Origin of the sequence: Clostridioides sp. ES-W-0016-02 (assembly GCF_020641035.1) — a bacterium.
In the GTDB taxonomy this organism is placed as follows: domain Bacteria; phylum Bacillota; class Clostridia; order Peptostreptococcales; family Peptostreptococcaceae; genus Clostridioides.
This window is the reverse complement of record NZ_CP061361.1, coordinates 2,931,948-2,956,560: the sequence shown is the minus strand read 5'-3', so window position 1 is coordinate 2,956,560 and position 24,613 is coordinate 2,931,948. Positions and strand designations below refer to the sequence as shown.

24 protein-coding genes are annotated in these 24,613 nt (G+C 28.8%); 22 read left to right on the top strand and 2 right to left on the bottom strand.

Features of this window, described 5'->3' with window-relative positions; translation table 11 throughout:
• The first annotated feature begins 2 nt into the window (after nucleotides 1-2).
• From IC758_RS14035 to IC758_RS13990, 10 genes are all read left to right on the top strand, one after another.
• Nucleotides 3-755 carry a Stp1/IreP family PP2C-type Ser/Thr phosphatase gene (locus IC758_RS14035; protein ID WP_227432480.1) on the top strand — a complete coding sequence of 251 codons (753 nt, stop codon included), beginning with the start codon at nucleotides 3-5 and terminating at the stop codon, nucleotides 753-755.
• Between the two features lie 16 nt (nucleotides 756-771).
• On the top strand, nucleotides 772-2,778 hold the full coding sequence (gene pknB, locus IC758_RS14030; protein WP_227432481.1) for a Stk1 family PASTA domain-containing Ser/Thr kinase: 2,007 nt from the start codon (nucleotides 772-774) through the stop codon (nucleotides 2,776-2,778).
• A gap of 107 nt (nucleotides 2,779-2,885) precedes the next feature.
• Nucleotides 2,886-3,629, top strand: coding sequence for an elongation factor P 5-aminopentanone reductase (ymfI, locus tag IC758_RS14025; protein WP_227432482.1), 744 nt, complete (start codon nucleotides 2,886-2,888; stop codon nucleotides 3,627-3,629).
• A gap of 96 nt (nucleotides 3,630-3,725) precedes the next feature.
• Nucleotides 3,726-4,610, top strand: coding sequence for a ribosome small subunit-dependent GTPase A (gene rsgA, locus IC758_RS14020; RefSeq protein WP_227432483.1), 885 nt, complete (start codon nucleotides 3,726-3,728; stop codon nucleotides 4,608-4,610).
• A gap of 4 nt (nucleotides 4,611-4,614) precedes the next feature.
• Nucleotides 4,615-5,286 carry a ribulose-phosphate 3-epimerase gene (rpe, locus tag IC758_RS14015; protein WP_227432484.1) on the top strand — a complete coding sequence of 224 codons (672 nt, stop codon included), beginning with the start codon at nucleotides 4,615-4,617 and terminating at the stop codon, nucleotides 5,284-5,286.
• Nucleotides 5,287-5,294: 8 nt separating this feature from the next.
• Entirely contained in the window at nucleotides 5,295-5,936 is a 642-nt protein-coding gene (locus IC758_RS14010) for a thiamine diphosphokinase (protein ID WP_227432485.1), read from the top strand.
• 130 nt (nucleotides 5,937-6,066) lie between these two features.
• Nucleotides 6,067-6,696 carry an HAD family hydrolase gene (locus IC758_RS14005; protein ID WP_227432486.1) on the top strand — a complete coding sequence of 210 codons (630 nt, stop codon included), beginning with the start codon at nucleotides 6,067-6,069 and terminating at the stop codon, nucleotides 6,694-6,696.
• A gap of 56 nt (nucleotides 6,697-6,752) precedes the next feature.
• On the top strand, nucleotides 6,753-7,409 hold the full coding sequence (locus IC758_RS14000; RefSeq protein ID WP_227432487.1) for a nitroreductase family protein: 657 nt from the start codon (nucleotides 6,753-6,755) through the stop codon (nucleotides 7,407-7,409).
• Nucleotides 7,410-7,810: 401 nt separating this feature from the next.
• Entirely contained in the window at nucleotides 7,811-8,527 is a 717-nt protein-coding gene (locus tag IC758_RS13995; protein WP_227432488.1) for a response regulator transcription factor, read from the top strand.
• A complete protein-coding gene (locus tag IC758_RS13990; protein ID WP_227860539.1) occupies nucleotides 8,499-10,841 on the top strand; it encodes a sensor histidine kinase in 2,343 nt (780 codons plus the stop codon). The genes IC758_RS13995 and IC758_RS13990 overlap by 29 nt, the downstream gene beginning before the upstream one ends.
• Before the next feature lie 102 nt (nucleotides 10,842-10,943).
• Here the strand turns inward: IC758_RS13990 and IC758_RS13985 are convergent, their stop codons facing one another.
• Nucleotides 10,944-11,699, bottom strand: coding sequence for a MerR family transcriptional regulator (locus IC758_RS13985; RefSeq protein WP_227860538.1), 756 nt, complete (start codon nucleotides 11,697-11,699; stop codon nucleotides 10,944-10,946).
• Nucleotides 11,700-11,917: 218 nt separating this feature from the next.
• Between IC758_RS13985 and IC758_RS13980 the strand changes: the two genes are divergently transcribed.
• Together IC758_RS13980 and IC758_RS13975 are read left to right on the top strand one after the other, a co-directional pair.
• Nucleotides 11,918-12,394 (top strand): Rpn family recombination-promoting nuclease/putative transposase, encoded by a 477-nt coding sequence (locus IC758_RS13980; protein WP_227432490.1) that lies wholly within the window; start codon nucleotides 11,918-11,920, stop codon nucleotides 12,392-12,394.
• A 97-nt stretch (nucleotides 12,395-12,491) separates the two neighbouring features.
• Complete coding sequence (locus IC758_RS13975; protein WP_009893656.1) at nucleotides 12,492-12,644, top strand: hypothetical protein; 153 nt, start codon at nucleotides 12,492-12,494, stop codon at nucleotides 12,642-12,644.
• Nucleotides 12,645-12,804: 160 nt separating this feature from the next.
• Here IC758_RS13975 and rpmB read toward each other — a convergent pair whose 3' ends face one another.
• Complete coding sequence (gene rpmB, locus IC758_RS13970; protein ID WP_003416297.1) at nucleotides 12,805-12,993, bottom strand: 50S ribosomal protein L28; 189 nt, start codon at nucleotides 12,991-12,993, stop codon at nucleotides 12,805-12,807.
• A gap of 359 nt (nucleotides 12,994-13,352) precedes the next feature.
• On the opposite strand from rpmB, the gene IC758_RS13965 reads away from it, so the two are divergent.
• The 10 genes from IC758_RS13965 (at nucleotide 13,353) to IC758_RS13920 (ending at nucleotide 24,368) form a co-directional block, all read left to right on the top strand.
• On the top strand, nucleotides 13,353-13,703 hold the full coding sequence (locus IC758_RS13965; RefSeq protein ID WP_227432491.1) for an Asp23/Gls24 family envelope stress response protein: 351 nt from the start codon (nucleotides 13,353-13,355) through the stop codon (nucleotides 13,701-13,703).
• 18 nt (nucleotides 13,704-13,721) lie between these two features.
• The gene (locus IC758_RS13960; protein ID WP_227860537.1) at nucleotides 13,722-15,365 is read left to right on the top strand and encodes a DAK2 domain-containing protein; all 1,644 of its coding nucleotides are present in this window, start codon (nucleotides 13,722-13,724) and stop codon (nucleotides 15,363-15,365) included.
• Between the two features lie 80 nt (nucleotides 15,366-15,445).
• Nucleotides 15,446-17,503, top strand: coding sequence for an ATP-dependent DNA helicase RecG (recG, locus tag IC758_RS13955; RefSeq protein ID WP_227432493.1), 2,058 nt, complete (start codon nucleotides 15,446-15,448; stop codon nucleotides 17,501-17,503).
• 58 nt (nucleotides 17,504-17,561) lie between these two features.
• Nucleotides 17,562-18,116, top strand: coding sequence for a 16S rRNA (guanine(966)-N(2))-methyltransferase RsmD (gene rsmD, locus IC758_RS13950; RefSeq protein ID WP_227432494.1), 555 nt, complete (start codon nucleotides 17,562-17,564; stop codon nucleotides 18,114-18,116).
• A gap of 1 nt (nucleotide 18,117) precedes the next feature.
• Nucleotides 18,118-18,615, top strand: a complete 498-nt coding sequence (coaD, locus tag IC758_RS13945) for a pantetheine-phosphate adenylyltransferase (RefSeq protein ID WP_227432495.1) — start codon at nucleotides 18,118-18,120, stop codon at nucleotides 18,613-18,615.
• Nucleotides 18,616-18,618: 3 nt separating this feature from the next.
• Complete coding sequence (locus IC758_RS13940) at nucleotides 18,619-19,143, top strand: hypothetical protein (RefSeq protein WP_227432496.1); 525 nt, start codon at nucleotides 18,619-18,621, stop codon at nucleotides 19,141-19,143.
• A 264-nt stretch (nucleotides 19,144-19,407) separates the two neighbouring features.
• Nucleotides 19,408-20,724 (top strand): ABC transporter substrate-binding protein, encoded by a 1,317-nt coding sequence (locus IC758_RS13935; RefSeq protein WP_227845603.1) that lies wholly within the window; start codon nucleotides 19,408-19,410, stop codon nucleotides 20,722-20,724.
• 98 nt (nucleotides 20,725-20,822) lie between these two features.
• Nucleotides 20,823-21,740 (top strand): carbohydrate ABC transporter permease, encoded by a 918-nt coding sequence (locus IC758_RS13930; RefSeq protein WP_227432497.1) that lies wholly within the window; start codon nucleotides 20,823-20,825, stop codon nucleotides 21,738-21,740.
• Between the two features lie 15 nt (nucleotides 21,741-21,755).
• Entirely contained in the window at nucleotides 21,756-22,565 is an 810-nt protein-coding gene (locus tag IC758_RS13925) for a carbohydrate ABC transporter permease (protein ID WP_227851501.1), read from the top strand.
• A 54-nt stretch (nucleotides 22,566-22,619) separates the two neighbouring features.
• Nucleotides 22,620-24,368, top strand: a complete 1,749-nt coding sequence (locus tag IC758_RS13920; RefSeq protein ID WP_227432499.1) for a DUF4091 domain-containing protein — start codon at nucleotides 22,620-22,622, stop codon at nucleotides 24,366-24,368.
• Nucleotides 24,369-24,613: the final 245 nt, after the last annotated feature.

The following is a 24,613-nucleotide window of genomic DNA, read 5'->3' as shown; positions in this document are numbered from 1 at the left end:
GTATGGTTTATAGTTGTGCCTCCCATATAGGAAAAGTAAGAAAAAACAATGAAGACTATTGTGAGGGAGAAGTTATAGATACAGAACATGGTCCAATAGGAATATTTGCCATAGCTGATGGAATGGGTGGACATAAAAAGGGGGAAGTCGCCAGTAAGTTAGCAGTAGAAAATATAATTGATTTTCTAAAAGAAAACTTATTACAGCATGATAATGTAAAAATAGACTATATAGATGATATACTAAAACAGGCTTATAATAATGTAAACTCAATTGTGCACAAGAAATCTATGGAAGATATAGCATTTGAAGGAATGGGAACTACATTAGTTACAGCGATAGTGTATAATAATGTCTTATATGTGGCAAATGTTGGAGATAGCAGATGTTATTTGTTAACAGATGAAAAATTTGATAAAATAACTATAGACCATTCTGTGGTTGAAGAACTTATGATGGCTCATGTTATTACAGAAGAAGAAGCGAGAAGACATCCACAGAGAAATAGAATAACTAGAGCAATTGGAACAGATGATATGGTTGTTGTAGATATTTTTAAGAAGGAAATCAAAAAAAGTGATATAATACTTCTTGCAACAGATGGATTAACTGGGTTTATTTATGACGAAGATATAAGAAGTTTAATATTAGATTACGAATATGAGAGAATTAGTGATATAAGTGATGAATTGATAAGCATGGCCAATGATGTTTCTGGTAAAGATAATGTTTCGGTGATAGTAATAAAAGTATAATTAGGACGGTGATATTGTGGGAGATACAATTTTAGGAAATCGATATGAAATCATCAGGAAGATTGGTGATGGAGGAATGGCCTTTGTATATGAGGCTAAAGACAGATTATTAAACAGGACTGTTGCACTTAAAGTACTCAGACCTGAATTTGTAGATGACGATGAATTTTTAACAAAATTTAAAAGAGAAGCAGAAGCAGTAGCAAGCCTTTCACATCCAAATATAGTAAATGTATATGATGTTGGGGAAGATGGAAAAGTTCACTACATTGTAATGGAATTTGTAGATGGAAAAAATTTGAAGGAAATTATACAGGATGAAGGGATATTAGACGAATATACCGCACTGGATATAACAAAACAAATAGCTATGGCACTTAGTGCTGCACATAAAAAGGGGATTATACATAGAGATATAAAACCTCATAATATTCTCATATCCAATGAAGGAAGAGTAGTAAAAGTAGCTGATTTTGGTATAGCCAAAGCTGTCTCAAATTCAACTATGACTAATATTGGTAGTATAATAGGCTCAGTACACTATTTTTCACCAGAGCAAGCTAAAGGAAAGTTTGTAACTAATAATGCAGATTTGTATTCTTTAGGTATAGTTTTATATGAAATGCTGATAGGAAAAGTACCATTTAGAGGAGATAGCCCAATTTCTATAGCACTTCAACATATAAATGATGATATAGATTTTACATCAGAAGAGAAAGTTAGGATTCCTCAAAGTGTAAGAACTACAATAAAAAAGCTTACAGAAAAATCTAGTGCAGATAGATACCAAACTGCTGAAGAGTTAATAGAAGATATAGATTATATAGAAAAAAATATTGACTTAGATTTTATAAAGGAATACGATGATTTTGCAACGAAGAAAATTGATGAAAAAGAGATTAATAAAGCTGTAAATCCAGTACTTGCAAAGCCAGTTCCGGAAAAAGTAGTTAAACCTATAGAAGTTGCTGATTTAGATGAAGATGAAGATTATTATGATGATTTTTATGAAGAAGAAGATGAAGACGATGAAGATGAGGAAGAGATAATGAGAGCTAAAAAGAATCAAAAGCCTAAGAATACTCAAAGTAAGAGGGCTAAGAAAAAGAAGAAAAAACAAGAAAGTCCTAAAGCTAGAAAAAGACTAAAAGTAGTCGCGGCAGTTTTGATAGTAATCTTATGTGCACAAGTATTCTTAGCATATAAATTTTTATTTGCTGGAGGATTTGGTAGTAAAGATTTAACTGTTCCTAATCTTGTGAATATGACATTAGAGGAAGCACAGAGTGCAGTTGAAAAAGAAGGATTGTCCTTAAGTGTAAAAAGTGAAGAGTATAGCAGTGAGGTAGATAAAAATTGTATAATATCGCAGACACCTGAAGGTGGAAGTACAAATATTAAAAAAGGTGACACCATAAATGTCGTTGTAAGTAAAGGTGCAAACGAAGCTTCAGTTCCCAATGTAGTAGGTATTACTTTAACTAATGCAAAAAAAATTATAGAGGAAAATAAATTGAAAGTTGGAACTGTCAAGTATGAGTATAGTTCAGTATATAAAGAAGGTACAGTTTTAAGTCAGAGCCCTAGTTCTGGTTCATCAAGTGTTCAAGAAGGTGATGAAATAGACCTATATGTTAGCAAAGGCTCAGAGAAATCAAATACACCAACACCAACAACACCAAATAAGACTCCAACAACACCAGATGAGAATGATACAACAACACCTGGTTCAAACTCAGGAAATAGTGGAGGAAGCTCAGGAGGTTCAAACTCAGGAAATAGTGGAGGAAGTTCAGGAGGTTCAAACTCAGGAACTAACGGAGGAAATTCAGGAAATAGTGGAGGAAACTCTGGAAATAGTGGAGATAATTCAGGAAATAGTGGAGGAAACTCCGGAAATAATGGAGATAATTCAGGAGACTCAAACTCCGGAAATAGTGGAGATAACTCAGGAGGTTCAAACTCAGGAAATACTGGAGAAACTCCATCAGGAACTGGTGGAAATATTGGTAAATCAGAATAAATAGTAGCTAAAAATAAAAAGCTGTCCTTTTATAGAAATTATTTTCTTTAAAGGGGCAGTTTGTTTTGTATAAAATATTAGATTAATTATAAGGGAGATAAATATTTATGAATAAAAACAATAAAACAGTTTTGGTAACAGGAGGCTCTAGAGGAATTGGAAGAGCAATATCTAAAATATTTGCAAAAGATGGGTATAATGTATTAATAAACTTTAATAAATCAGAAAATGAGGCTAAAGAATTATACACTGTATTAAACGAAAAGGGTTTTTCTGTAAAATTATTTAAAGCTAATATTTCAAATAGAGAAGAAGTCGAAAATATGATAGATTATTGTATAAAGGAGTTTGGAGGATTAGATGTACTTATAAATAATGCTGGTATAAGCCAAGATAAGTTATTTACAGATATAACTGATGAAGATTGGGATAATATGATGAATATTAACTTGAAAGGAAGTTTTTATTGTTCACAAATTGCTTTAAAATACATGATATCAGAAAAAAAAGGAAACATAATTAATATATCTTCAATTTGGGGTATATCAGGTGCTTCTTGTGAAGTACATTATTCTGTATCAAAAGCAGGTATAATAGGAATGACAAAGGCATTAGCTAAAGAAGTTGCTCCATCAAATATTCGAGTAAATAGCATAGCACCAGGAGTTATTAATACAGATATGTTATCTGAATATAATGAAGATGAGATAGATGTTCTTGTAGAGGAAACTCCTTTAATGAGATTAGGAACACCAGAAGATATAGCAAATTGTGCTATTTTTTTAGCATCTGATAAATCAAGTTTTATTACTGGTCAGGTAATTAGCCCAAACGGAGGATTTGTTATTTAAAAAAAATGTGGTATTATATAAAAATAGGAAAGAATAACACTATATACTACTCATAAACAGTATAGGTTTATATAATTTTATAAAGGGAGGTATTTGATGCTAGAAGGAAAAATTATAAAAGGGATTAGCGGATTTTATTATGTAGATACAGAAAAAGGTCTTTATGAATGTAAGGCTAGAGGTATATTTAGAAAGCAAAAAGTAACACCTTTAGTTGGTGACAGAGTTAAAATAAGTGTTGTTGATGAAGATGAAAAAAAGGGAATTGTGGAAGAAATAGATAGTAGAGACACAGAACTTATAAGACCACCTATAGCAAATGTAGATAAGGCACTAATAGTATTTGCAATAAAAAATCCTAAACCAAACTTATCTCTTTTAGATAGATTTATAGTTTTGGCAGAAAAAGAAAATTTAGAAACTGTAATAATCCTTACAAAAGCAGATTTAGATGATGATAACATATTAGAGCATGTTAAAAAGATATACGAGCTTAGTGGATATAAGGTTATTCCTGTAAGTAATGTCACTAAGTTAAATATAGATAAAGTAAAAGATGAATTAAAAGAAAATGTAGTAGTATTTGCAGGACCGTCTGGAGTTGGAAAATCGAGTTTATTAAATGAAATAGATGAAAATTTTCAACTGCAAACAGGTGTAGTAAGTGATAAAATAAAAAGAGGAAAACATACCACTCGTCATGCTGAACTTTTAAAGTTGGAGTTTGGTGGAATGGTTGCAGATACACCAGGTTTTAGTTCACTTGCACTTGAAGACATAGAAGAAGTTGAACTTAAAGATTATTTTATAGAATTTGATAAATTTAATGATTGTAAGTTTGGTTCAAAATGTATTCATGAAAATGAACCTAATTGTGCTATAAAAGAAGCTGTTGCAAATGGAGAAATATCTAAAGAAAGATATGATAGTTATATACAGCTACTAAATGAAATAAGACAAAATAACAGTAGGAGGTATTAGAAACATGATTAAATTAGCACCATCAATATTATCAGCAGATTTTGCAAAATTATTAGAGGATGTAAGAAAAGTGGAAAGTGCAGGATGTGAATATCTTCATATCGATGTAATGGATGGACATTTTGTACCAAATATCACACTAGGACCACTTGTAGTTAAAAGTTTAAAAAAAGAGAATATAAATATGGTATTTGATGCTCATCTAATGATAGAGAATCCAGACCAATATATTGAAGAGTTCGTAAAAGCAGGATGTGATATAATAACTGTTCATCAGGAAGCTTGTACACATCTACATAGAACTATACAAAATATAAAATCACATGGAATAAAGGCAGGTGTAGTGCTTAATCCAGCAACACCAATAGATACTATTAAACATGTACTATCTGATTTAGATATGGTGCTTTTAATGTCTGTTAATCCTGGATTTGGAGGACAATCATTCATACCTTGTGTGTTAGATAAAATTAAAGAATTAAAAACACTTATAGATAGTAAAGGATTAAATATTGATATAGAAGTTGATGGTGGTATAAGTCCTAAAAATGTGGCTGAAGTTGTGCAAGCAGGAGCTAACGTAATAGTAGCAGGCTCTGCAATATTTGGAAGTGATGACATTCAAGAAACAGTTAATTTATTTAGAAAGAATGCTTCTCTTGAAGAATTAGTTTAGACTTAGGTATGAAAATCTGTATTGTTTTAAATGGTGAAATTGAAGATTATAAAATTACAAGAGATATTATACTTAAAGAATGTTATGACTGCATAATATGTGCAGATGGAGGAGCAAATCACACCTACAAAATGGATATAATACCAGATTATATTTTGGGAGATTTAGATTCAGTAGAAGAAGACAAGATAAATTTCTATAGAAATCAAGGTGTTAAATTTGAAAAATTTCCATCTAAAAAGGATGAAACTGATACAGAACTATGTCTTTTTTTAGCTAAAACTCTTAAAGCTAACCATATTGATTTTTTTGGTGCTTTAGGTGGGAGAATTGACCATACCCTTGCAAATATAAAGCTATTATATTATTTAAAAGAAGATGGCATATATTCTAGGATACTCTCAGATAAAGAAGAGATGTATATAGTTGAAAATGAAGAATTTACCTTGTTTGGAAACAAAGGAGATACTATTTCTGTAATAGCTGTAAAAGGAGATGCTAAAGGAGTAACACTTACTGGCTTGGAATATCCTTTGGATGATTATTATATGAAGTATTCAGTACCTATTGGAATATCCAATGTTATGTTAGGGAATTCTTGTAAAATTAAAGTAGAGCAGGGATGTGTACTTGTAATTAGAAATTTATAAAAATGGACTTTAATAATTGATTTTATATTACAGAGCAGATACAATCAAGTAAAATATATTTATAATTGTATCTGCTTTTTAATATATAATTATAAATAAATAATAATTTTTGACGCAAGGGGGATTTTTTGTGATAGACAGTATTATTTTTGATTTAGATGGAACTCTATGGGATTCAACTGAAGGAGTATGTAAGGTATGGCAAGAGGTCTTAGATAAACGTGAGGATATAGGTTTAAATGTTACAGTAGAATTATTTAGAAGTGTTATGGGTCTTTCATTTGATGAAATAGCAAAGCGTTTCTTTCCAGATTTAGATGAAGAAGAAAGAATGAATATATTAGATGAATGTTCTGCAAGAGAATGTGATTACTTATCTGAATATGGAGGCAAATTATTTGAAGACATAGAAAATACTCTTGGAGAATTATCTAAAAAATATAAATTATTTATAGTAAGTAATTGTCAAAAAGGATATATAGAATCTTTTTTAAAAGCACATAAGCTAGAAAATTACTTTATAGATTTTGAGTGTCCTGGAAATACTGGATTGCATAAAGGTGAAAATAATAAACTCATAATTGATAGAAATAAACTAACTAATCCAATCTATATTGGAGATACTCAAGGGGATGCAAATAGTGCTAAATTTGCTGGGATTCCTTTTGTATATGCAAAATATGGTTTTGGAAATGTGGATGAGTATGATTATTCTATAGAGTCATTTAAAGATTTGTTAGAACATGATATATTAAAATAAGGGAAGTTTAAAGTTTGTTTTTAAATTAAAAAAATAATCTACAGGGGGACTTAAAAATGGAATTACAAGATACTATTTACAAAAGACAAAGTGTAAGAAAATTTAAAGAACAAGATGTTTTAGATGAAGATATTTTGAAAATGGTAAAAGCAGCAGGGGCAGCTCCATCAGGTAAAAACATTCAAAACTGGCATTTTGTAGTTATAAAGCGTCGTGATTTAATGGAAAAGATAGCAGATGTGATAACTAAAAAACAACAAGAAATACTTGTAGAGATGGACAAAGTATCAGTAGAAAAAGCTAATAGATTTAGAAAATTTGTGCCAAACTTTACTTTATTTTATTTAAAAGCTCCAGTTTTGGTATTAGTTTTTACAAAGGTATACAACCCATCAGGCTATTATGAGTTAGAACTTATAAATGCACCTAAAGAGACTATAGATAAGTTATTTATAAGAAATCCAGGCATGCAAAGTTTAGGAGCAGCAATTGAAAACTTTACATTATCAGCAATTGAACTTGGGTATGGTTCTTGTTGGTTGACAAGTCAAAACTATGCAGCAGATGAGATAGAATCTGTTTTAGAGGCAGAAACAGGGTTTGAAAAAGGCGAATACTTCTTAGGTGCAATGTTAGCACTTGGAGTACCAGAAGACAACTTAAGAAGTCCATCTAAAAAACCAGTGGAAGACATATGTACATTTATAAAATAAAAACAAGAATTTTTATAAAAAGTAAATAAACTAAAAATAAATATGCAAAAACTAAAAAGTAGATTTTATTGATATTAAATTTATGTTTCAGGTTGTTGATTTAATTAATACAATAATACCTACTTTTTTTGTGTATATTAAAACAAGTAAATTTAAATCTTTAGAAAATCTTTAGAAAAGTATATATAATATCTTAAGTTTTTAGCTTTAATATTAGATATATAAATAAAGTAAAACAGTATTGAAGTTAAATTAAAGGGAGGGTTCTAAAATGGACATCAAAGATAAATAATTAGAATAGACCACTATAAATTTATAAAAAAATGGAAAAACTTCTATCATATTGTATAATCATATATGTAAAGGTAGTTTATAAATTAATTGATATAAAGGAGATTAAAATGAATTCATATAATATTTTGGTGGTAGAAGATGAAAAGGAAATAGCAGATGCTATAGAAATATACCTTTTAAATCAAGGGTATAATGTTTTTAAAGGTTACAATGGATTGGAAGGTCTTAAAATTATAGAAAGCCAAGAAATACACTTAGCTATAGTTGATATAATGATGCCTCAAATGGATGGAATAACGCTTACAATGAAACTTAGAGAAAATCATAATTTTCCAGTAATAATGTTATCTGCAAAATCAGAAGAAGTTGATAAAATAATGGGGCTTAACATCGGAGCGGATGATTATGTAACAAAACCTTTTAAGCCATTAGAGTTATTGGCTAGAGTTAATTCGCAACTTAGAAGATATACTAAGTATCTAAATATGATAAAAAATAAAGAAGAAAGTTCAGAAAATAATGAAGGTATATTTGTAATAGGTGGATTAGAATTAAATGAAAATACAAAAGAAGTCAGTATTGATGGAAATTATATAAAAACAACTCCTATAGAATTTAAGATATTAAGTTTACTTATGAGAAATGCAGGAAGGGTTTTTTCTGCAGACGAAATATATGAAAGAGTTTGGAATGAAAATGCTGTAAACACAGATACAGTTATGGTACATGTTAGAAATATAAGGGAGAAGATAGAAATTGACCCAAAAAATCCAAAATATTTAAAGGTGGTGTGGGGTGTTGGATATAAAATCGAAAAAATTTAAGGAAAAATATATAATCAGTGTGATAGTCTTTATACTTATGTTATCAGCATCATTAGGTATGATTAGCCAATATTCGACTATACAGTCAGCTGCTAAAGGTGGAGCTAAAAATCCATTTGAGCAAGAAGGATTTGTAGATAGCATATATAAAGGAAGTTATGTTTTAGACCACAATATGAAAGAAGAACAAGAAGGTAAGATGATACAACCTTCGAAGCTTTTTTTAAGTGAAGAAACTATAAATTATATAAAAAATACTAGTAAAGAGAAAAGCGCATATGAAGGTTCAGAAACCTATTACACTGATGAGAGTATTAATGCAGATTTTAATGAAAAATTTGATGAATGGGAATCTTTTATTAATAATTCAAGTAAAAACTTAAAATACTATTTAGTTGATAAAGAAAATAACTTTGAGCTTTTTAATGAGAATAAAGAGTTAAAAGCACTGGATACAACAAAAAATGACACTTCAAAAGAGGAATCTGATAAAAAGCAGCCTCAAGAGACAACTATGAATGATGAGGAAAGACAAGAAAAGATTAAAAATATAAAAGCAAATTATAGGTTTTACCTTGTGATGAATTTTGATAAAGATGGAAAAGTAAATATTGTAGACTCTTATGGAGTAGACCAAAAGATTATCAGCCAAATGTTATTATCTAAATCTAAAGAAGATTTGATGGAGACAGATTTAGGTGGAAATTCAATCTCATATAAATTATCTCCAATAAAAAATAAAACATTGGTATATGCGGTACCTAAAGTAATAAGCCAAGATAATTCATATAGCTCATATAATAATTATGGGATGATTTATAGTAGTGATGATATAAGTAGATATATAAATAATGTAGAGAATAATTCTTATTATAAAATTTCTGCAATGATTATAAAAATCATAATATCTATAGTTGTAATTGTAGCTGTAGCATTTCCATATAGAAAATCTAAAGAGTTATTAGGGTTTGAGATAATCACAAGAATACCGTTAGAGTTACTTTTTATTGCTATTGTTATTATACAGAGTATTGTAGCTTTATATCCTACTGATATAATAAGTAACACATTGAATGGAAATTATGTCGAGTATCTAATAAAAAATGATATAAGTGGTAAAATGGCAAATATATTAGTAAGCTCAATGAATTTAATTTATTGGTTTGTAATCTTCTCAATAATATTTGTATTTATAGTACTTTTAAAACATATTCTAAACGTTGGAATAAAAGAGTACTTTGTAAAAAATACTTTGACAGGGATGTTTCTAAAATGGTTTAAAAAATCAAGTAAAGTAGTTATTAATCAAGTTAGAATGACAAATTTAAAAGAAAAGCCAAATAAAACTATAGCTATAATTTTAGCAGTAAACTTATTAATTATAGTTATAATGTGTAGTATGTGGTTCTTTGGAATAATACTTGCATTAATTTACTCAATAGTTTTATTTAAGGTATTGTCAGATTACTCTAAGAAAACAATACGTGAATACAATCAACTTTTAGATGTTACAAAGAAAATTTCAGATGGAAATTTAGAAGCAAATATGGAAGATGATTTAGGGTTCTTTAATCCTATTAAAGATGAGCTTGGAAATATTCAATCTGGATTTAAAAAAGCTGTAGATGAAGAAGTTAAAAGTCAAAAAATGAAAACAGAGCTTATATCAAATGTGTCACATGACTTAAAAACACCTTTGACATCTATAATCACTTATATAGATTTACTAAAGGATGAAAATATAACAGATGAAAATCGTAAAATGTATATTGATACATTGGATAGAAAGTCACAAAGACTACAACACTTAATAGAAGATTTATTTGAAGTGAGTAAAGTAAATAGTGGAGATGTACACTTAAACATAGTAAATGTAGATATTATATCTCTAATGAAACAGACATTACTAGAATTAGATGATAAGATAGCAGAGTCATCACTGAAAATAAAAAATAATTTTTCTAGCGAAAAAATAATATTACCATTAGATAGTCAACGTACATTTAGAGTATTTGAGAATCTTATAATAAATATAAGTAAATATGCAATGCCAAATTCAAGAGTATATATTGATATTTTAGAAACAGATAGACAAGTAAAAATCATGCTTAGAAACATGTCAGCAACTGAAATTGATTTTAGTGTAGATGATATTATGGAGAGATTTGTAAGAGGAGATAAGTCACGTAATACAGAAGGCTCTGGACTTGGTCTAGCAATAGCAAAAAGTTTTGTAGAGCTACAAGGTGGTAAAATGAAGATAGATATAGATGGAGATTTATTTAAAGTTACAATTACTTTTAATAAAAACTAAGTTAGATTTTTATCACAGATTATAGCTATATAATTTGAAAAATAAAATTTTTTAAGAGTGCTATTTTAAAGTAGCACTCTTTTTATTACTTTAAATTGATTATTATCTTGTATAGAATACTATGGAATCTCTTAGAAACTTTGCTAGTCCAGGCTGTTCTTTATCATAATATGATGTAAAACGTTCATCATCTACATACATCTGTGCTAAAGCGGCATGAGCTTCCTTAGAGTAGGCATTCCAAGTGTAACTCAACCATTTATGATGTAATCTCGCAACTTCTTGAGAAAGTTCATTAGATGCATCACCAGTTTTAAAAGCTTTTTTGAGTTTACTAATTATCTCAGTACTTAAATCCTGCCAGTCCTCATAATCTTTTTTAGACATATTTTTAAATTTTCTATTTGATTGATTGATTACATCTTCACCATATTTTTCCCTAATTTCAGTTCCATAATTTTTTTCATTTTCATCAATCATCTTTTCTTTAAAACCTTCAAATTTTTCTAAATCTGTCATAATATATTTTCCCTCCTTTAATGCTATAGTTTTAGTTACATTTTCTATCAGTAAGTCAATTTGTTTTCTTTTAGCTAGTAATTTGCTATGATGTTGTTTTAATGCACTTAGACTGTCAAAAGTTGGTGAATTTATAATGTTTTTTATATTTTCTAAGCTAATGCCTAACTCTCTATAAAAAAGTATTTGTTGTAGCTTATTAACTTCATTTTGACCATATATACGACAACCTGAGGAATTTATTTTAAGTGGCTTAAGAAGCTCGATTTCATCATAGTATCTAAGGGTTCTAGTACTTATACCAGCTATTTTACTTAATTTCTGAACTGTATATTCCATAAGTAATACCTCCTATAAATTAAATATACACTTTTACGCAACGTCAATGTCAATATATTAAAATATAAAAATTCATATCTTTTAATAAAAATATAAAAAAATATCTTTATTGGATATTTTAATCATAAGTGTCAATAATCACTAGTGAAAATTAAAAAATAAAATTTATAGATTATTTTTATCAAAAGATAGAGAATCTATAACCTGGGAGGAATTGTATGAATTTAAAAAGAAGCAAAGAAAAACGTGAAGAATATAGAAGGCTGTATTCAGATAAAGAAAGTTTTTTAAGTTTGATTCAAAATTTTACAAGCGTCTCAATAGCAAAGGAATTAACTCTTAAAAGTATAGAGTTAGAAACATCTTTTATATGTGAATATAAAGGAAAGGAAGTAGATATAATTTATAAAGTTTTTTCTAAAAATCGTAAAATTTCACACTATATAGTGTTGGAGTTTCAAACAGAAATGGATACTGAGATTGTACCAAGATTAAAATCATACAGAGAGCAAATTTGGAAAAGCTTTATAATGAAAAAGAGTCTTGAAGAAATAGAAAGCAAAGATTTTAAACTCCCAAAAGTTATACCAGTAGTTCTATATAGTGGACCTGAAAGGTTAAGTAAAAAAAGAGGTATTTTAGATATTATAGAATCTGCATCAGAAGATAGTAATAATTCCAGTATAAAAAATTAAAATTACATAATGTATTTATAGGTCTAAAATAGGAACTTATCGCATAAACTTAAATATGAAAATATTTGTAGATACAAGTTCTATGTGGAGGTGTTCCATGAGAAATAACAAGTCTAAGGTATTGCTAGGAATACTGTGTCTAGCAACAGGAATGGCAGTAATTTTATCTATGTTGCTTCCTGGCTGGATTTGGTCAGCACTTACCGCATTAATACTTATTGGATGTGGAGCATTATTATTTTTTTGTTAAAATAATTTTAACTATAAAGTGTGGGGTGAGTATTGATGAAAGTAGTAACAATAAAGTTACCAAAATGGATTTCAAACATAGTTTTAAAATTTATGAGAAAGAGTAAAAATGATTAAATTTAAAAAGCCTACTTTCGGAAGTAGGCTTTTAAACGTGGCTATTAAGCTCTTTCAATTTTACCAGAACGTAAACATCTAGTACAAACTTTTACTCTCTTAGGAGCTCCATCTATAATCGCTCTTACGCTTCTTAAATTAGCTGACCATGTTCTTTTATTATGTTTATTTGAGTGTGATACTTGGTTTCCAGAAACCTTACCTTTACCACATACGCTACATACTTTTGCCATCTACGCACACCTCCTTAAAATGATAACTATTTAAAGACTAAAAACATATTTATATTATCATAAATAACAAAAATTTGCAATAGAAATATATATTTGCCTTACATATATTGAAGAATTTCTCATTATCATATAAAATTATATATATAATTTTATATAAAGTAAATATATTTGAAAAATAATTATTATTTTTCTTTAAATATATAGACAGTACAAGAAATTTTATCCAAAAACTTTTCTAGGTTTAAATTATACCATATTTATAGTATGATATGATTATAATTTTATATAATAAATAAGTAAAAATAGTAAAAAATAAATTAAGAAACATTTTTAATAAAAAAAACTTAAGGGGGTCAACCATGAGTGCAAAGGTAATGAATCAATATGGAAGTATAGAAATAGATAATCAAGTAATAGCTCAAGTCACATATAGAGCTGCAATGGAAAGTTATGGTCTAGTAGGTTTAGCATCTAAATCTAAAGGAATAGTAGAATTATTAAAAGGTGAAAATGCTACTAAAGGTGTTAGAGTAGAAGAAGTAGAAGAAGATGCCATAGCAATAGAACTTTATGTTATAATACAATATGGTACAAATATATCTACAGTTGCAAATAACATAATAGATAGAGTTAAATATGTAGTTGAAAAGATGACTGGCGTAAGAGTCACTAAAATTGATATTAATGTACAAGGAATAAGAGTGAAGTAATTTTATAGGAGGAAAGAAATGATTCAGTATATAGATGGTAAAAGGTTAAGAGAGATGTTCATTTCAGGTGCAAACAATCTCCAAAACAATAAAGATTTAGTTGACAAATTAAATGTATTCCCTGTACCAGATGGAGATACAGGGACTAATATGTCCTTAACTATATCTTATGCCTTAAAAGAGTTAGCGAAAGTAGACAATGATAATATATCAGACATCGGAAAAGCATTATCTAAAGGTTCTTTAATGGGTGCAAGAGGAAACTCAGGAGTTATACTTTCACAAATAATTAGAGGTATAGCTAAGTCTATAGAGGGAAAAAGTAAATTATCAACAGATGATTTAGCAAAAGCTTTTAAAAATGGTTCTGATACAGCTTATAAAGCTGTAATAAAACCAATTGAAGGAACTATACTTACTGTAGTTAGAGAGAGCGGAGAGTTTGCAGTAAAAGCTGCTAAAAAAGAAAAAGATGTAGTAAAGTTTTTAAGTATGCTTGTAAAGGAATCAAATGCTTCACTAGAAAGAACTCCAGACCTTCTAAAAAATCTGAAGGATGCTGGTGTAGTTGATTCTGGAGGAAAAGGGCTTGTACTTATATATGAAGGTATGTTGGCTTCTATGAAAGGTAACAATATAGAAATAAAAAATACTAGCCTAGACACTAATATTGCAACAAATATAGACTTCCCAAAGAATAGTACTAGCACAGATGATATAAAATACTGTTATTGTACAGAATTTATACTAGAAAGTTCTAAAGTAGAAGATACGAAAATACGAGATATAATGATGGCTTATGGCGATAGTTTAGCAGTAGTTGGAGATGATGGAGTCATAAAGGTACATGTACACACTAATGACCCAGGAAACGTGCTTCAAGAAGCTCTAAAGTATGGTCAATTATTAACTATAAAAATAGAAAATATGAAGTTACAACATGAAAATACAATATTGGAAGTAGAAGAAAAAAAAGAAAATGATAGTGAGCCTTTAGAAGAAGAAAGAGAATTTGGATTCATAGCTACTTCGATGGGTGAAGGATTAGCAAATATATTTAAAGACTTTGGTGTTGACCATATAATAGAAGGTGGTCAAACTATGAATCCAAGTACTGAAGATTTTATGAATGCCATAAAGGATATAAATGCTAAAAATATATTTATTTTCCCAAATAACAGCAATATAATAATGGCTGCTAACCAAGCCAAAGAATTGAGTGATAAAAATATAATAGTTATACCTACAAAAAACACACCTCAAGGATTTGCTGCATTAGTAACATTTAATGGAGAATTAAGTGAAGATGAAAATGAAGAAGCTATGATGAATGCTTTAAATTCAGTTAAATCAGGTCAAGTAACTTTTGCTGTTAGGGATACAGTAATGAATGAAATTGATGTTAAAGAAGGTAATATAATTGGAATTGCAGAAGGTAAATTATTATCAGCAGGGGATTATGTAGATGAAGTAACATCAAATCTTATTGAAAAATTGGTTGATGAGGATACTGCTATAATAACTTTATTCTTTGGTGAAGATGTTACAGAATCTCAGGCAAATGAACTTCGTACTTCTTTAGAAGAAAAATTTGAAGATGTAGATGTGGAATTATATTATGGAGGACAACCTCTTTATTATTACTTAATTTCAGTTGAATAATGATTATAAGAACCTGTATGACCATGTAGCTTTTATAAAGTTGGTTGTACAGGATTTTTGTGTAGTAGGTGATATATTTGTTGGATTTATATAAAGATGTTCAATATGTTAAAGGGATAGGACCTAAAAAGGCATGTAAGCTAAATAAGCTGGGTATATTCACATTAAAAGATTTATTGTATTATTTTCCAAGGCAATTTGAAGATAGAAACAATCTTAAGAAAATAGCGCAGTTGGAGAATGATGAAAAAGCTACAATAAAAGCAGTAATATCAAATATAAATACATTTAGTCCAAAAGAAGGAATGACTTTAACAAAGATTGATGTAAAAGATGAAACTGGTTCGGCTAAACTAGTGTTTTTTAATAAAACTTATATAAAAAATACATTTAGACCTGGAGATTCAATATTAGTTTTTGGAAAAGTTAAGAAAAGATTTAATAACTTAGAACTTACATCGTGTGAATTAGAGTACCTTACTAATTCACCTAAAAATACATGTAGATTTATGCCAGTGTATCAACTTACATATGGTGTTACAAATAAAGAGATTATGAGCATAATTAAGACTGTACTTGAAGATAAGGAATTAATTATACAAGAATATATGCCACAAAGAATTATAGAAAAATATAGATTATGTAATATAGATTTTGCAGTTAGAAATATTCATTCACCAAGCAATAAGGAATCGTTAAAAATAGCTTTATATAGAATTGTATTTGAAGAATTACTTATATTACAGTTGGGACTGTTTGTATTTAAAAGTGGAAGAAATAAAGAAAACGGAATAAAATTTACAACAAGTGAAAGTTTAAAGAATATAATAAGTTCTTTACCATTTAAATTGACTAAAGCTCAGAATAGAGCATTAGATGAAATTATAAATGATATGAATTCTGATAAAATAATGAATAGATTAGTTCAAGGTGATGTAGGTAGTGGTAAAACAGTAGTTGCTCTCTTAGCACTTGCAAATTGTGTCTTAAATGGTTATCAAGGAGCTTTGATGGCACCTACAGAGATATTAGCAGGACAGCATTATATTTCACTTACTGAAACCTTAAAAGATTTTGGTATAAATGTAGGTCTATTAATAGGTAGTCTTACAAAAAAACAAAAAGATATGGTATTAGAACAAATTAAAAATAATGAAATTGATATATTGATAGGAACACATGCATTAATTGAAGATAAAGTTGAATTTAATAATATTGGTCTAGTTATAACAGATGAGCAGCATAGATTTGGAGTTATGCAAAGAAGTAGACTTTCATTAAAAGGAATAAATCCAGATATACTGGTAATGACAGCAACACCAATACCAAGAACATTAGCACTTATACTTTATGGAGATTTAGATATTTCTATTATAGATGAACTCCCCCCAGGTAGACAGCCAATAGAAACACTTGCTATTGAAAAGAGCAAGAGAGATAGAGCTTACAATAACCTAGTAAGAAGAGAAGTTGAATCGGGAAGGCAAGTATATATTGTATGTCCACTAGTTGAAGAAAGTGAATCAATAGAAGCTAAGTCAGCTGTTGAATTAGTAGAGGAATTAAGAGCTGAATACTTCTCAGATTTAAGACTTGGACTTCTTCATGGGAAAATGAAATCAAGTGAAAAAGATGAAGTAATGAGTAACTTTAAGAATAAAGAAATAGATATTTTGGTTTCAACAACAGTTATAGAAGTTGGTGTCAATGTGCCAAATGCAACTCTAATGATAATAGAGAATGCTGAAAGGTTTGGACTTGCACAATTACATCAGCTTAGAGGTAGAGTTGGGAGAGGAAGCCATAAGTCATATTGTGTGCTAATTTACGACTCTAAAACAGATGTATGCAGGCAGAGAATGTCTATAATGGAAGAAACAAATGATGGGTTTAGAATTTCAGAAAAGGATCTAGAAATAAGAGGACCTGGAGAGTTTTTTGGGACCAGACAACATGGACTTCCAGAATTAAAAGTAGCAAATTTGTTTAAGCATATAAAAATATTAAAATTAGCACAGCAGGAAGCTCGATATATATTAGGTGAAGATAATAATCTACAATTGAAAGAGAATATTCCACTTAAAAAGGAAATTATAGATAAATTTAAAGATACATTGGAAGAAATTTCATTAAATTGATTTTAATTTATGTTAAAATATTATTGATGTAAGAATGTGCTGAAGGGAGATTGTCATATTGAGAGTAATTTCAGGAAAAGCAAGAGGATTAAAATTAAATACTCCAAAAAATGAAGATGTAAGGCCAACAACGGATAGAGTAAAAGAGTCTTTATTTAATATAATAAATTCATATATAATGGAAAGTGAAGTTCTAGATTTATTTGCTGGAACTGGTTCTTTAGGGATAGAGTGTTTGTCAAGAGGTGCCAAAGAATGTACTTTTGTAGATATTAGTAAAGAAAGTATAGAAATTGTTAAATCTAATATAAAAAAAGCAAGGGTTGAAAATGAGAGTTTTATTTTAAACCTTGATTTTAAAACTGCTATAGATAAGCTTAAGTTACAAAATAGTAAATTTGACATAATTTTTATGGACCCTCCGTATTATAAAAATATGTTTATAGAAGCTATTGAAAAAATTGATAATTCCAATTTATTGAATGAAGATGGAATAATAGTTGTAGAACATGATACTAATGATTTATTTCCAGATAAAATATGTAAGTTAGAAAAAACTAAAGATAAAAAATATGGAAATACTACATTAACTTTTTATAAGATGGAGGCATAAAATGGAAAATAAACCTAGAAAAGCTATATTTGCAGGAAGCTTTGACCCAATCACTAATGGACATTTAGATATTATTTGCAGGGCTTCGAAGTTATTTGACGAATTACAAATAGGAGTCCTAAATAATCCTAATAAAAAAGGTCTATTTAGCTTTGATGAAAGAGTAGAACTTATAAAAAAAAGTACAAGCCATCTAGAGAATATAAAAGTTGTAACTTTTGATGGGCTATTAATAAGTTACTGTCAAGAAAATGGAATTGGAGCATTAGTTAGAGGTGTAAGAAGTGGTGCAGATGTTGATTATGAGCTTCAAATGGCTCATATGAATAGAGAGCTTAATCCAGATATAGAGACTATAATTTTACCAAGTTGTACAAAATATTCATTTATAAGTTCATCTTTAATAAAAGAGGTTTTGCTCTTTGATGCTGATATAAAAAATTTGGTTCCAAAAATTGTTTTGGAAGAATTAAAGAAAAAAACTACTGGGGGTAATTGATATATGAAGATAGATTTAGAAATGATTGAACTATTTGATCAGTTAGAGGAGATATTTAGAAGTGCTTCTACAATTCCGTTTTCTCATAAATGCACTGTAGATAAGGATGAAGTTTTAGCAATAGTTAATGATATAAGAACTTTAATACCAGAGGAAGTAACACAGGCAGTCTGGATAAATAAAGAAAGAAATAAAATAATAAGCCAAGCTAAACAAGATGCTACAAACATAGTTGAACAAGCACAAAAAGAAGCTGAAAGAATACAGCAAGAATATCAAGAAAATATAGAAGAATTAAAGAAAAATTCTGAAGATGTAGTAAAAGCCTATGTAGAGTCAAGTGAACCTGTTGTTCAAGCAGACCAAAGAGCTAAGGATATAGTTGATAGGGCTGAAAGAATAGCCAATGAGATAAGAATTGGTTCAATTGAATATGCAGAAGATGTGCTTTCTAGTGTTGAGTATAATTTAAAAGAAATATTAGAAGAAATAAAAAGAGATAAAGCTGAACTTAGACCTAAAAAATAAACTTTTTTAAGTAGATGAAAACAGACCATATAATTATATGGTCTATTTTTTGTGTTGTAATTTAATAAAAGAGACTTTAAAATTAAAAATTTTACTAAAAGATTCTAGTTTATTTTAACTATATTGATTGCCATAAAAAATAAAATTAAAAATGGCACTATAGAAAAAAACTATAATAAAAAAAAATATATAGAAAAAACTGATTAGACAAGAAATACATGCTTTGATAATATTTTAAATGGAGTAAAATTATGTAGAATTACAATGAAAAAAGAAAAACCAAACAAGATGGAGGGAATTAAGGTGAGTATGTTGAAAAAATTGTGTTCACTAGCTATGGTGGCAATTATGACTACAACACTTATAACAGGGTGTTCAAGTGGTAGTGGAAAAGATGCAAAAAAGGATGGGGAAAAAGAAAAGCTAGTTCTTTGGATGCCACCAGTAGAAGATAATATGAAGGAAGTTTGGGACCCTATTTTAGATAAATTTGAGGAAAAAAATAACTGTGAAGTAGATTTACAGATAATTCCTTGGGAAAATTATTCAGAAAAATTTGCAACAGCCATAAGTGCTGATGAAGGCCCTGATGTTGGATATATGTATGCAGAAATGTATCCTCAGTTTATACAAAGTGGAGCAGTAGAAGATTTAACTGACTATGCAACTAAAGAGGATAAAGAACAATCTATTTACATAAAAACATCTGAAATGATGGGTGGAATGTATGGAATGCCATTCCAAGCAGCAAATCCAGGTGTATTATACTACAACAAAGATATTCTAGATAAAATAGGAGAAAAACCTCCTAAAACATGGGAAGATTTTAAAAGAATCTGCCAAAAAGCAACAAAGGATACTGATGGCGATGGAAAAATAGACCAATGGGGATTAGCTCAAGGATGGGGAGCTAAAACTTTTGGTAACATGAACTGGAACTGGTATCCATATTTATGGCAAGCTGGTGGAGATATATTTAATGATGATTTAAAATCAGTTAAATTTAATGATAAGAGTGGTTTAGAAGCAGCTAATTTCTTAAAAGAATTACAAGCATATGTACCTGAAGATTCTTTATCTAAAGATAGCAATGAAATGATAGAAAGTGTATTTGGACCAGGGAAAGCAGCCTTTACTATAATGTTGTCTTCTGCTGCAACAAGTGTATTTGATAAGTCATTCCCAGATTTAAATTGGGGATTTGTGACTGGTTTAGAAGACAAGAAAGCTGCAACTTTTGGAGCAGTAGACCATTTATCTTTAATGTCATCAGCAAAAGATAAAAAACTTGCATATAAATTAATACAACATATGTTAAGTGTTGAATCAATGACAGAATTCCATAAAGCGATACCAAGAGCACCAATAACAAAAGGTGAACCATATCAAGGTGATGAAAGATTTAAAGCAATGGTTGAAAATGATAAGGATGTATATAGACCATTGGTAGTAGGACCACATGGTGTTGAAATATATGAATATTTATGGAAAGAACTTCAAACTATGATTTCAGGAGATAAAACTCCAAAACAAGCGTTAGATGATGCTGCAAAATATTCAAATGATTTATTAGCACAATAAAAGTTTAAGGCTGTAAGATGTTATAAAATACTTTACAGATTAAAATTAGCATTGTATTTATAAGTACAATGCTAATATTTATATTGGAGAGGATAAAAATGAATAACTTAGTTAGAGAGTTTGAAGAAAATTCAACAAGAAAAAAATTAAAATTAAATATTAAACCATATATATACATATTACCATTGGGCATAATTTTAGTGGCATTTTATGTATTACCAATAATAATGTCAATATACTTTAGTTTTACAAAGTACAATATTATTAGTCCAGCAACATTTATAGGCTTAGAAAATTATAAAAAATTATTTACAGATGAGACATTAAAAGTATCTATTATAAATACGATTAAATTTGCTATTATAGTAGTACCTTGCCAGACTATTTTATCGTTGATTTTGGCAGTTTGGATTACAGGAAAAGGAAATAGTAAAATAGCTTCATTTGCTAAAGGAGCTATATTTATACCTGTATTGTCGTCTATGGTTTTGATTGGTATGGTATGGAGAGCTTTATTAAATGGAGAAGGTTCAATTATATATCAATTGTTAGGTGCTTTTGGAATAGAATCATCTAAACTTTTGGGAGATAGTAAAACAGCACTCCCTACGCTTATGTTTATATCTATGTGGAAAAATATAGGATATTTTATGGTAATTTATATTTCAGCTATAATGAATTTACCAAAACATTGTTATGAGGTAGCAAAGGTTGATGGAGCTACAAAACTTCAAGAATTTATGAAAATAACAGTTCCACTACTAAAGCCAACTACAATAATGGTTGTGTTTTTAGGAACAATATGGTCGTTACAAGTATTTGACTTGGTTTATACTGTGACAGGTGGAGGTCCAGGGATATCTACTATGAGTATAGTTATGCATGCATTTAACTTAAACTTTAAAAACTTCAATTCTGGATATGCAATGACTGTAGCAAATGTATTATTTTTGTTGATAGCAGTAGTTTCAATTTTACAAAATAAACTTGTAAAACGAGACAGTTCAGATTTTTAGAAAGGTAGGTATAATATGAAAACAACAAAGAGATTATTGAGTGATGGGTTGCTATTATTTATAGCATGTACAAGCTTAGTACCATTTATATACATGTTGATAATATCATTAAAGGTAACATATAATTCATACAATTTGGATATATCTTTTTCAACAGTAACACTTCAAAACTATATAGATATATTTACTAAAAAAGGATTTACGCAATATTTTTTAAACACAGCCATAGTATCTTTTTCAGGAGTACTGTTAAACTTAGTATTTAGTACATTAGCAGGGTATTCTTTTGCGAAGATGGATTTTAAAGGTAGTGATAAGTTATTTTTATTTATGATAATGACTTTAATTATACCATCTCAAGTTACAATGATACCACTTTATATAATAATGAAACACTTAGGATGGATAAATAGTTATTTGGCTCTTATTATGCCAATACCAACTGCATTTGGTGTATTTATAATGAGACAAGCTATTTTAGGAGTACCAAAAGAACTCTTAGAATCAGCAAAAATAGATGGTTGTTCAGACATTAGAATTTTAGTACAAATAGTGTTACCTCTAATCAAACCAGCATTAATTACACTAGCTATATTTACTTTCATGGGAGCATGGAATGAGTTTATGTGGCCTCTTATAGCAACAACTAAAGATGCAATGAGGACATTAACAGTAGGGTTATCCACTCTTAAGACATTCCAGATAACAAATTATGGACAAATGATGGCAGGAGCAACAATAACATTTTTACCTCCATTTATTTTCTATTTAATTTTACAAAGTAAATTTGTTGAGGGTGTATCTTTATCTGGTATAAAAGGTTAAATAGTCTAATTTAAAAATACAAAATAAAACTATAGATGCGGAGGAAATCAAAACATGGAAATTTCATATATATTGAAAGATTGCACATTTAAACACAATAAATACTCAGTTATAGAAGCTGAAACTTGGGAACATAAGGATTTAAATATTGTAGTAGCTAAAGGTGAAAAATTTGCATTTCAAATTATGCTGAAAGCTACAGAAGAATTTAATTGCACAATTGATGGTAGTAGTGCTATATCATGGAAAGGCTTGGGAAATAGAGTAAGATTAGGTCTAAATGTGCCTGATGGATTAGAAAATAATTTTAGTATAAATATATTAGGGTACGTTCAAGATGATACAAAAGCATTTGTAAATGATGCTATTTTGAGAGATAAAGATGTACTAGTGGAACAATATTTGCCTCAAACGTTTTGGATTGAAGGGCAAGTACCTGAGGATTTTTTAGGAAATAAGTTTAATATAAGTATTGATATATTCAAAAGTTTTGGTTATGAAGATGAAGAAAAAGTTTTTACAGTTGATGTGCCTATAGAAGTAAAAAATGTTGTGTTAAAGCCTTTGGACGAAAGTAAATTCTTTTTAGATTTATGGCAACATCCAAGTTGTCTAGCTAGAATGTATAAAGTTGAATTGTGGTCTGATATACATTTTGAGATAATAGATAATTATCTCAAAGAACTAGCATCTTTAGGAGAAAAAGTTGCAACAGTTATAGTTTCAGATTATCCATGGGCAGGTCAAAGTTGTTATAAAGTCTATAAAAATCCATCAAACTTATATGAATACAACATGGTAGGTGTCTCAAAAGATTTAGATGGAAATATCAAGTGTAATTTTGAAAGCATGGACAAGTATATAAGTATAGCTAGTAAGTACAAAATGGCTCAGGAGATAGATTTATTTGGTCTGTTAGGTAATTGGTGTGCTGGAGAGTTTGGAAACCCTATAGAGGGCTATAAAGACCCTATAAGAGTAAGATACTTTGATGAAAAAGACAAAGTGTTTAAATTCATAAATAATACAGATGATTTAAAAGAGTATATAGGATTAGTATTAAATCATTTAATAGAATGTGGTCTATGGGATAGCATCAGAATTATAGCCGATGAACCAAATAATCCAGAGGTTGTAAAAGAGTGTATCAAATTTATAAACTCTACTGTAAGTACTCATCAAGTTAAATATAAATCAGCAACTCATGACCAAAACTTTTTAGATAGAGCTAAAGATGAAGTTGATGACATGTCAATAAATTTAAAACTTACTATTCAAAATTATAAAGATATAGAAAATCTAAAGAAAAAAATGCATGATAAAGGTGGAATATTGACTTGGTTTGTTTGTTGTTTCCCAGAAAAACCAAATAGTTTTATAAGTTCTCCTTTTGTAGAAAATAGAATAATAGGGTGGTACACTTATTATTTTGGTCTTGATGGATTTTTAAGATGGGATTATAATTTATGGACAGAAGACCCTTGGAAAGACGCAAGTTACAAATTCCCTATTTGGAAAGCTGGAGATATGTTCTTTGTTTATCCTGGAAAAGATTTAAAGCCTGTTAGAAGTGTTAGAATGGAAAACTTAAGATTTGGCATACAAGATTTTGAGTTATTTACTATGTTAGAAAAAGAAAAGGGAAGAGAATATATAGAAGTTGAGCTTATGCAAACTCTATTAAATAAAAAAGAAAATGCTGAAATTAAAGGTTTCGGAAATATAGAGCTTGGATATTCACTAGATAATTTTGGATATGATAAGGTCAAAAAACAAGTTTTAGATTTGTTAGATAAGTTATAAAAAATATAAGGCATTATATCGAGAAATAATCAAAGTTATTTTAAGATATACTGCCTTATATTTTTTTAAAAGTATATTTAGAATAAAATTTATAAAGAAGCATAATTAGAGATAACATGATATAATTTAATTTGTTATAATAGGGTACTAATGATATTAAAGCTTCTATAGATAGACTAAAACTAGTAAAGTAATATTATACAAAAAATAAGTTAGGGGGAGAGGAACATAAAAAGAATAGGTAT

Coding starts and splice junctions, on each gene's coding strand:
- IC758_RS14010 (WP_227432485.1), top strand. CDS start 5,295: ATGAAAATCTGTATTGTTTTAAATGGTGAAATTGAAGATTATAAAATT.
- IC758_RS13940 (WP_227432496.1), top strand. CDS start 18,619: ATGAAGATAGATTTAGAAATGATTGAACTATTTGATCAGTTAGAGGAG.
- rsgA (WP_227432483.1), top strand. CDS start 3,726: ATGCTAGAAGGAAAAATTATAAAAGGGATTAGCGGATTTTATTATGTA.
- IC758_RS13980 (WP_227432490.1), top strand. CDS start 11,918: ATGAATTTAAAAAGAAGCAAAGAAAAACGTGAAGAATATAGAAGGCTG.
- IC758_RS13985 (WP_227860538.1), bottom strand. CDS start 11,699: ATGGAATATACAGTTCAGAAATTAAGTAAAATAGCTGGTATAAGTACT.
- rpmB (WP_003416297.1), bottom strand. CDS start 12,993: ATGGCAAAAGTATGTAGCGTATGTGGTAAAGGTAAGGTTTCTGGAAAC.
- ymfI (WP_227432482.1), top strand. CDS start 2,886: ATGAATAAAAACAATAAAACAGTTTTGGTAACAGGAGGCTCTAGAGGA.
- IC758_RS13975 (WP_009893656.1), top strand. CDS start 12,492: ATGAGAAATAACAAGTCTAAGGTATTGCTAGGAATACTGTGTCTAGCA.
- IC758_RS13960 (WP_227860537.1), top strand. CDS start 13,722: ATGATTCAGTATATAGATGGTAAAAGGTTAAGAGAGATGTTCATTTCA.
- IC758_RS13935 (WP_227845603.1), top strand. CDS start 19,408: ATGAAAAAAGAAAAACCAAACAAGATGGAGGGAATTAAGGTGAGTATG.
- IC758_RS13930 (WP_227432497.1), top strand. CDS start 20,823: ATGAATAACTTAGTTAGAGAGTTTGAAGAAAATTCAACAAGAAAAAAA.
- IC758_RS14035 (WP_227432480.1), top strand. CDS start 3: ATGGTTTATAGTTGTGCCTCCCATATAGGAAAAGTAAGAAAAAACAAT.
- coaD (WP_227432495.1), top strand. CDS start 18,118: ATGGAAAATAAACCTAGAAAAGCTATATTTGCAGGAAGCTTTGACCCA.
- IC758_RS13965 (WP_227432491.1), top strand. CDS start 13,353: ATGAGTGCAAAGGTAATGAATCAATATGGAAGTATAGAAATAGATAAT.
- IC758_RS13995 (WP_227432488.1), top strand. CDS start 7,811: ATGAATTCATATAATATTTTGGTGGTAGAAGATGAAAAGGAAATAGCA.
- IC758_RS13925 (WP_227851501.1), top strand. CDS start 21,756: ATGAAAACAACAAAGAGATTATTGAGTGATGGGTTGCTATTATTTATA.
- IC758_RS14000 (WP_227432487.1), top strand. CDS start 6,753: ATGGAATTACAAGATACTATTTACAAAAGACAAAGTGTAAGAAAATTT.
- IC758_RS13920 (WP_227432499.1), top strand. CDS start 22,620: ATGGAAATTTCATATATATTGAAAGATTGCACATTTAAACACAATAAA.
- rpe (WP_227432484.1), top strand. CDS start 4,615: ATGATTAAATTAGCACCATCAATATTATCAGCAGATTTTGCAAAATTA.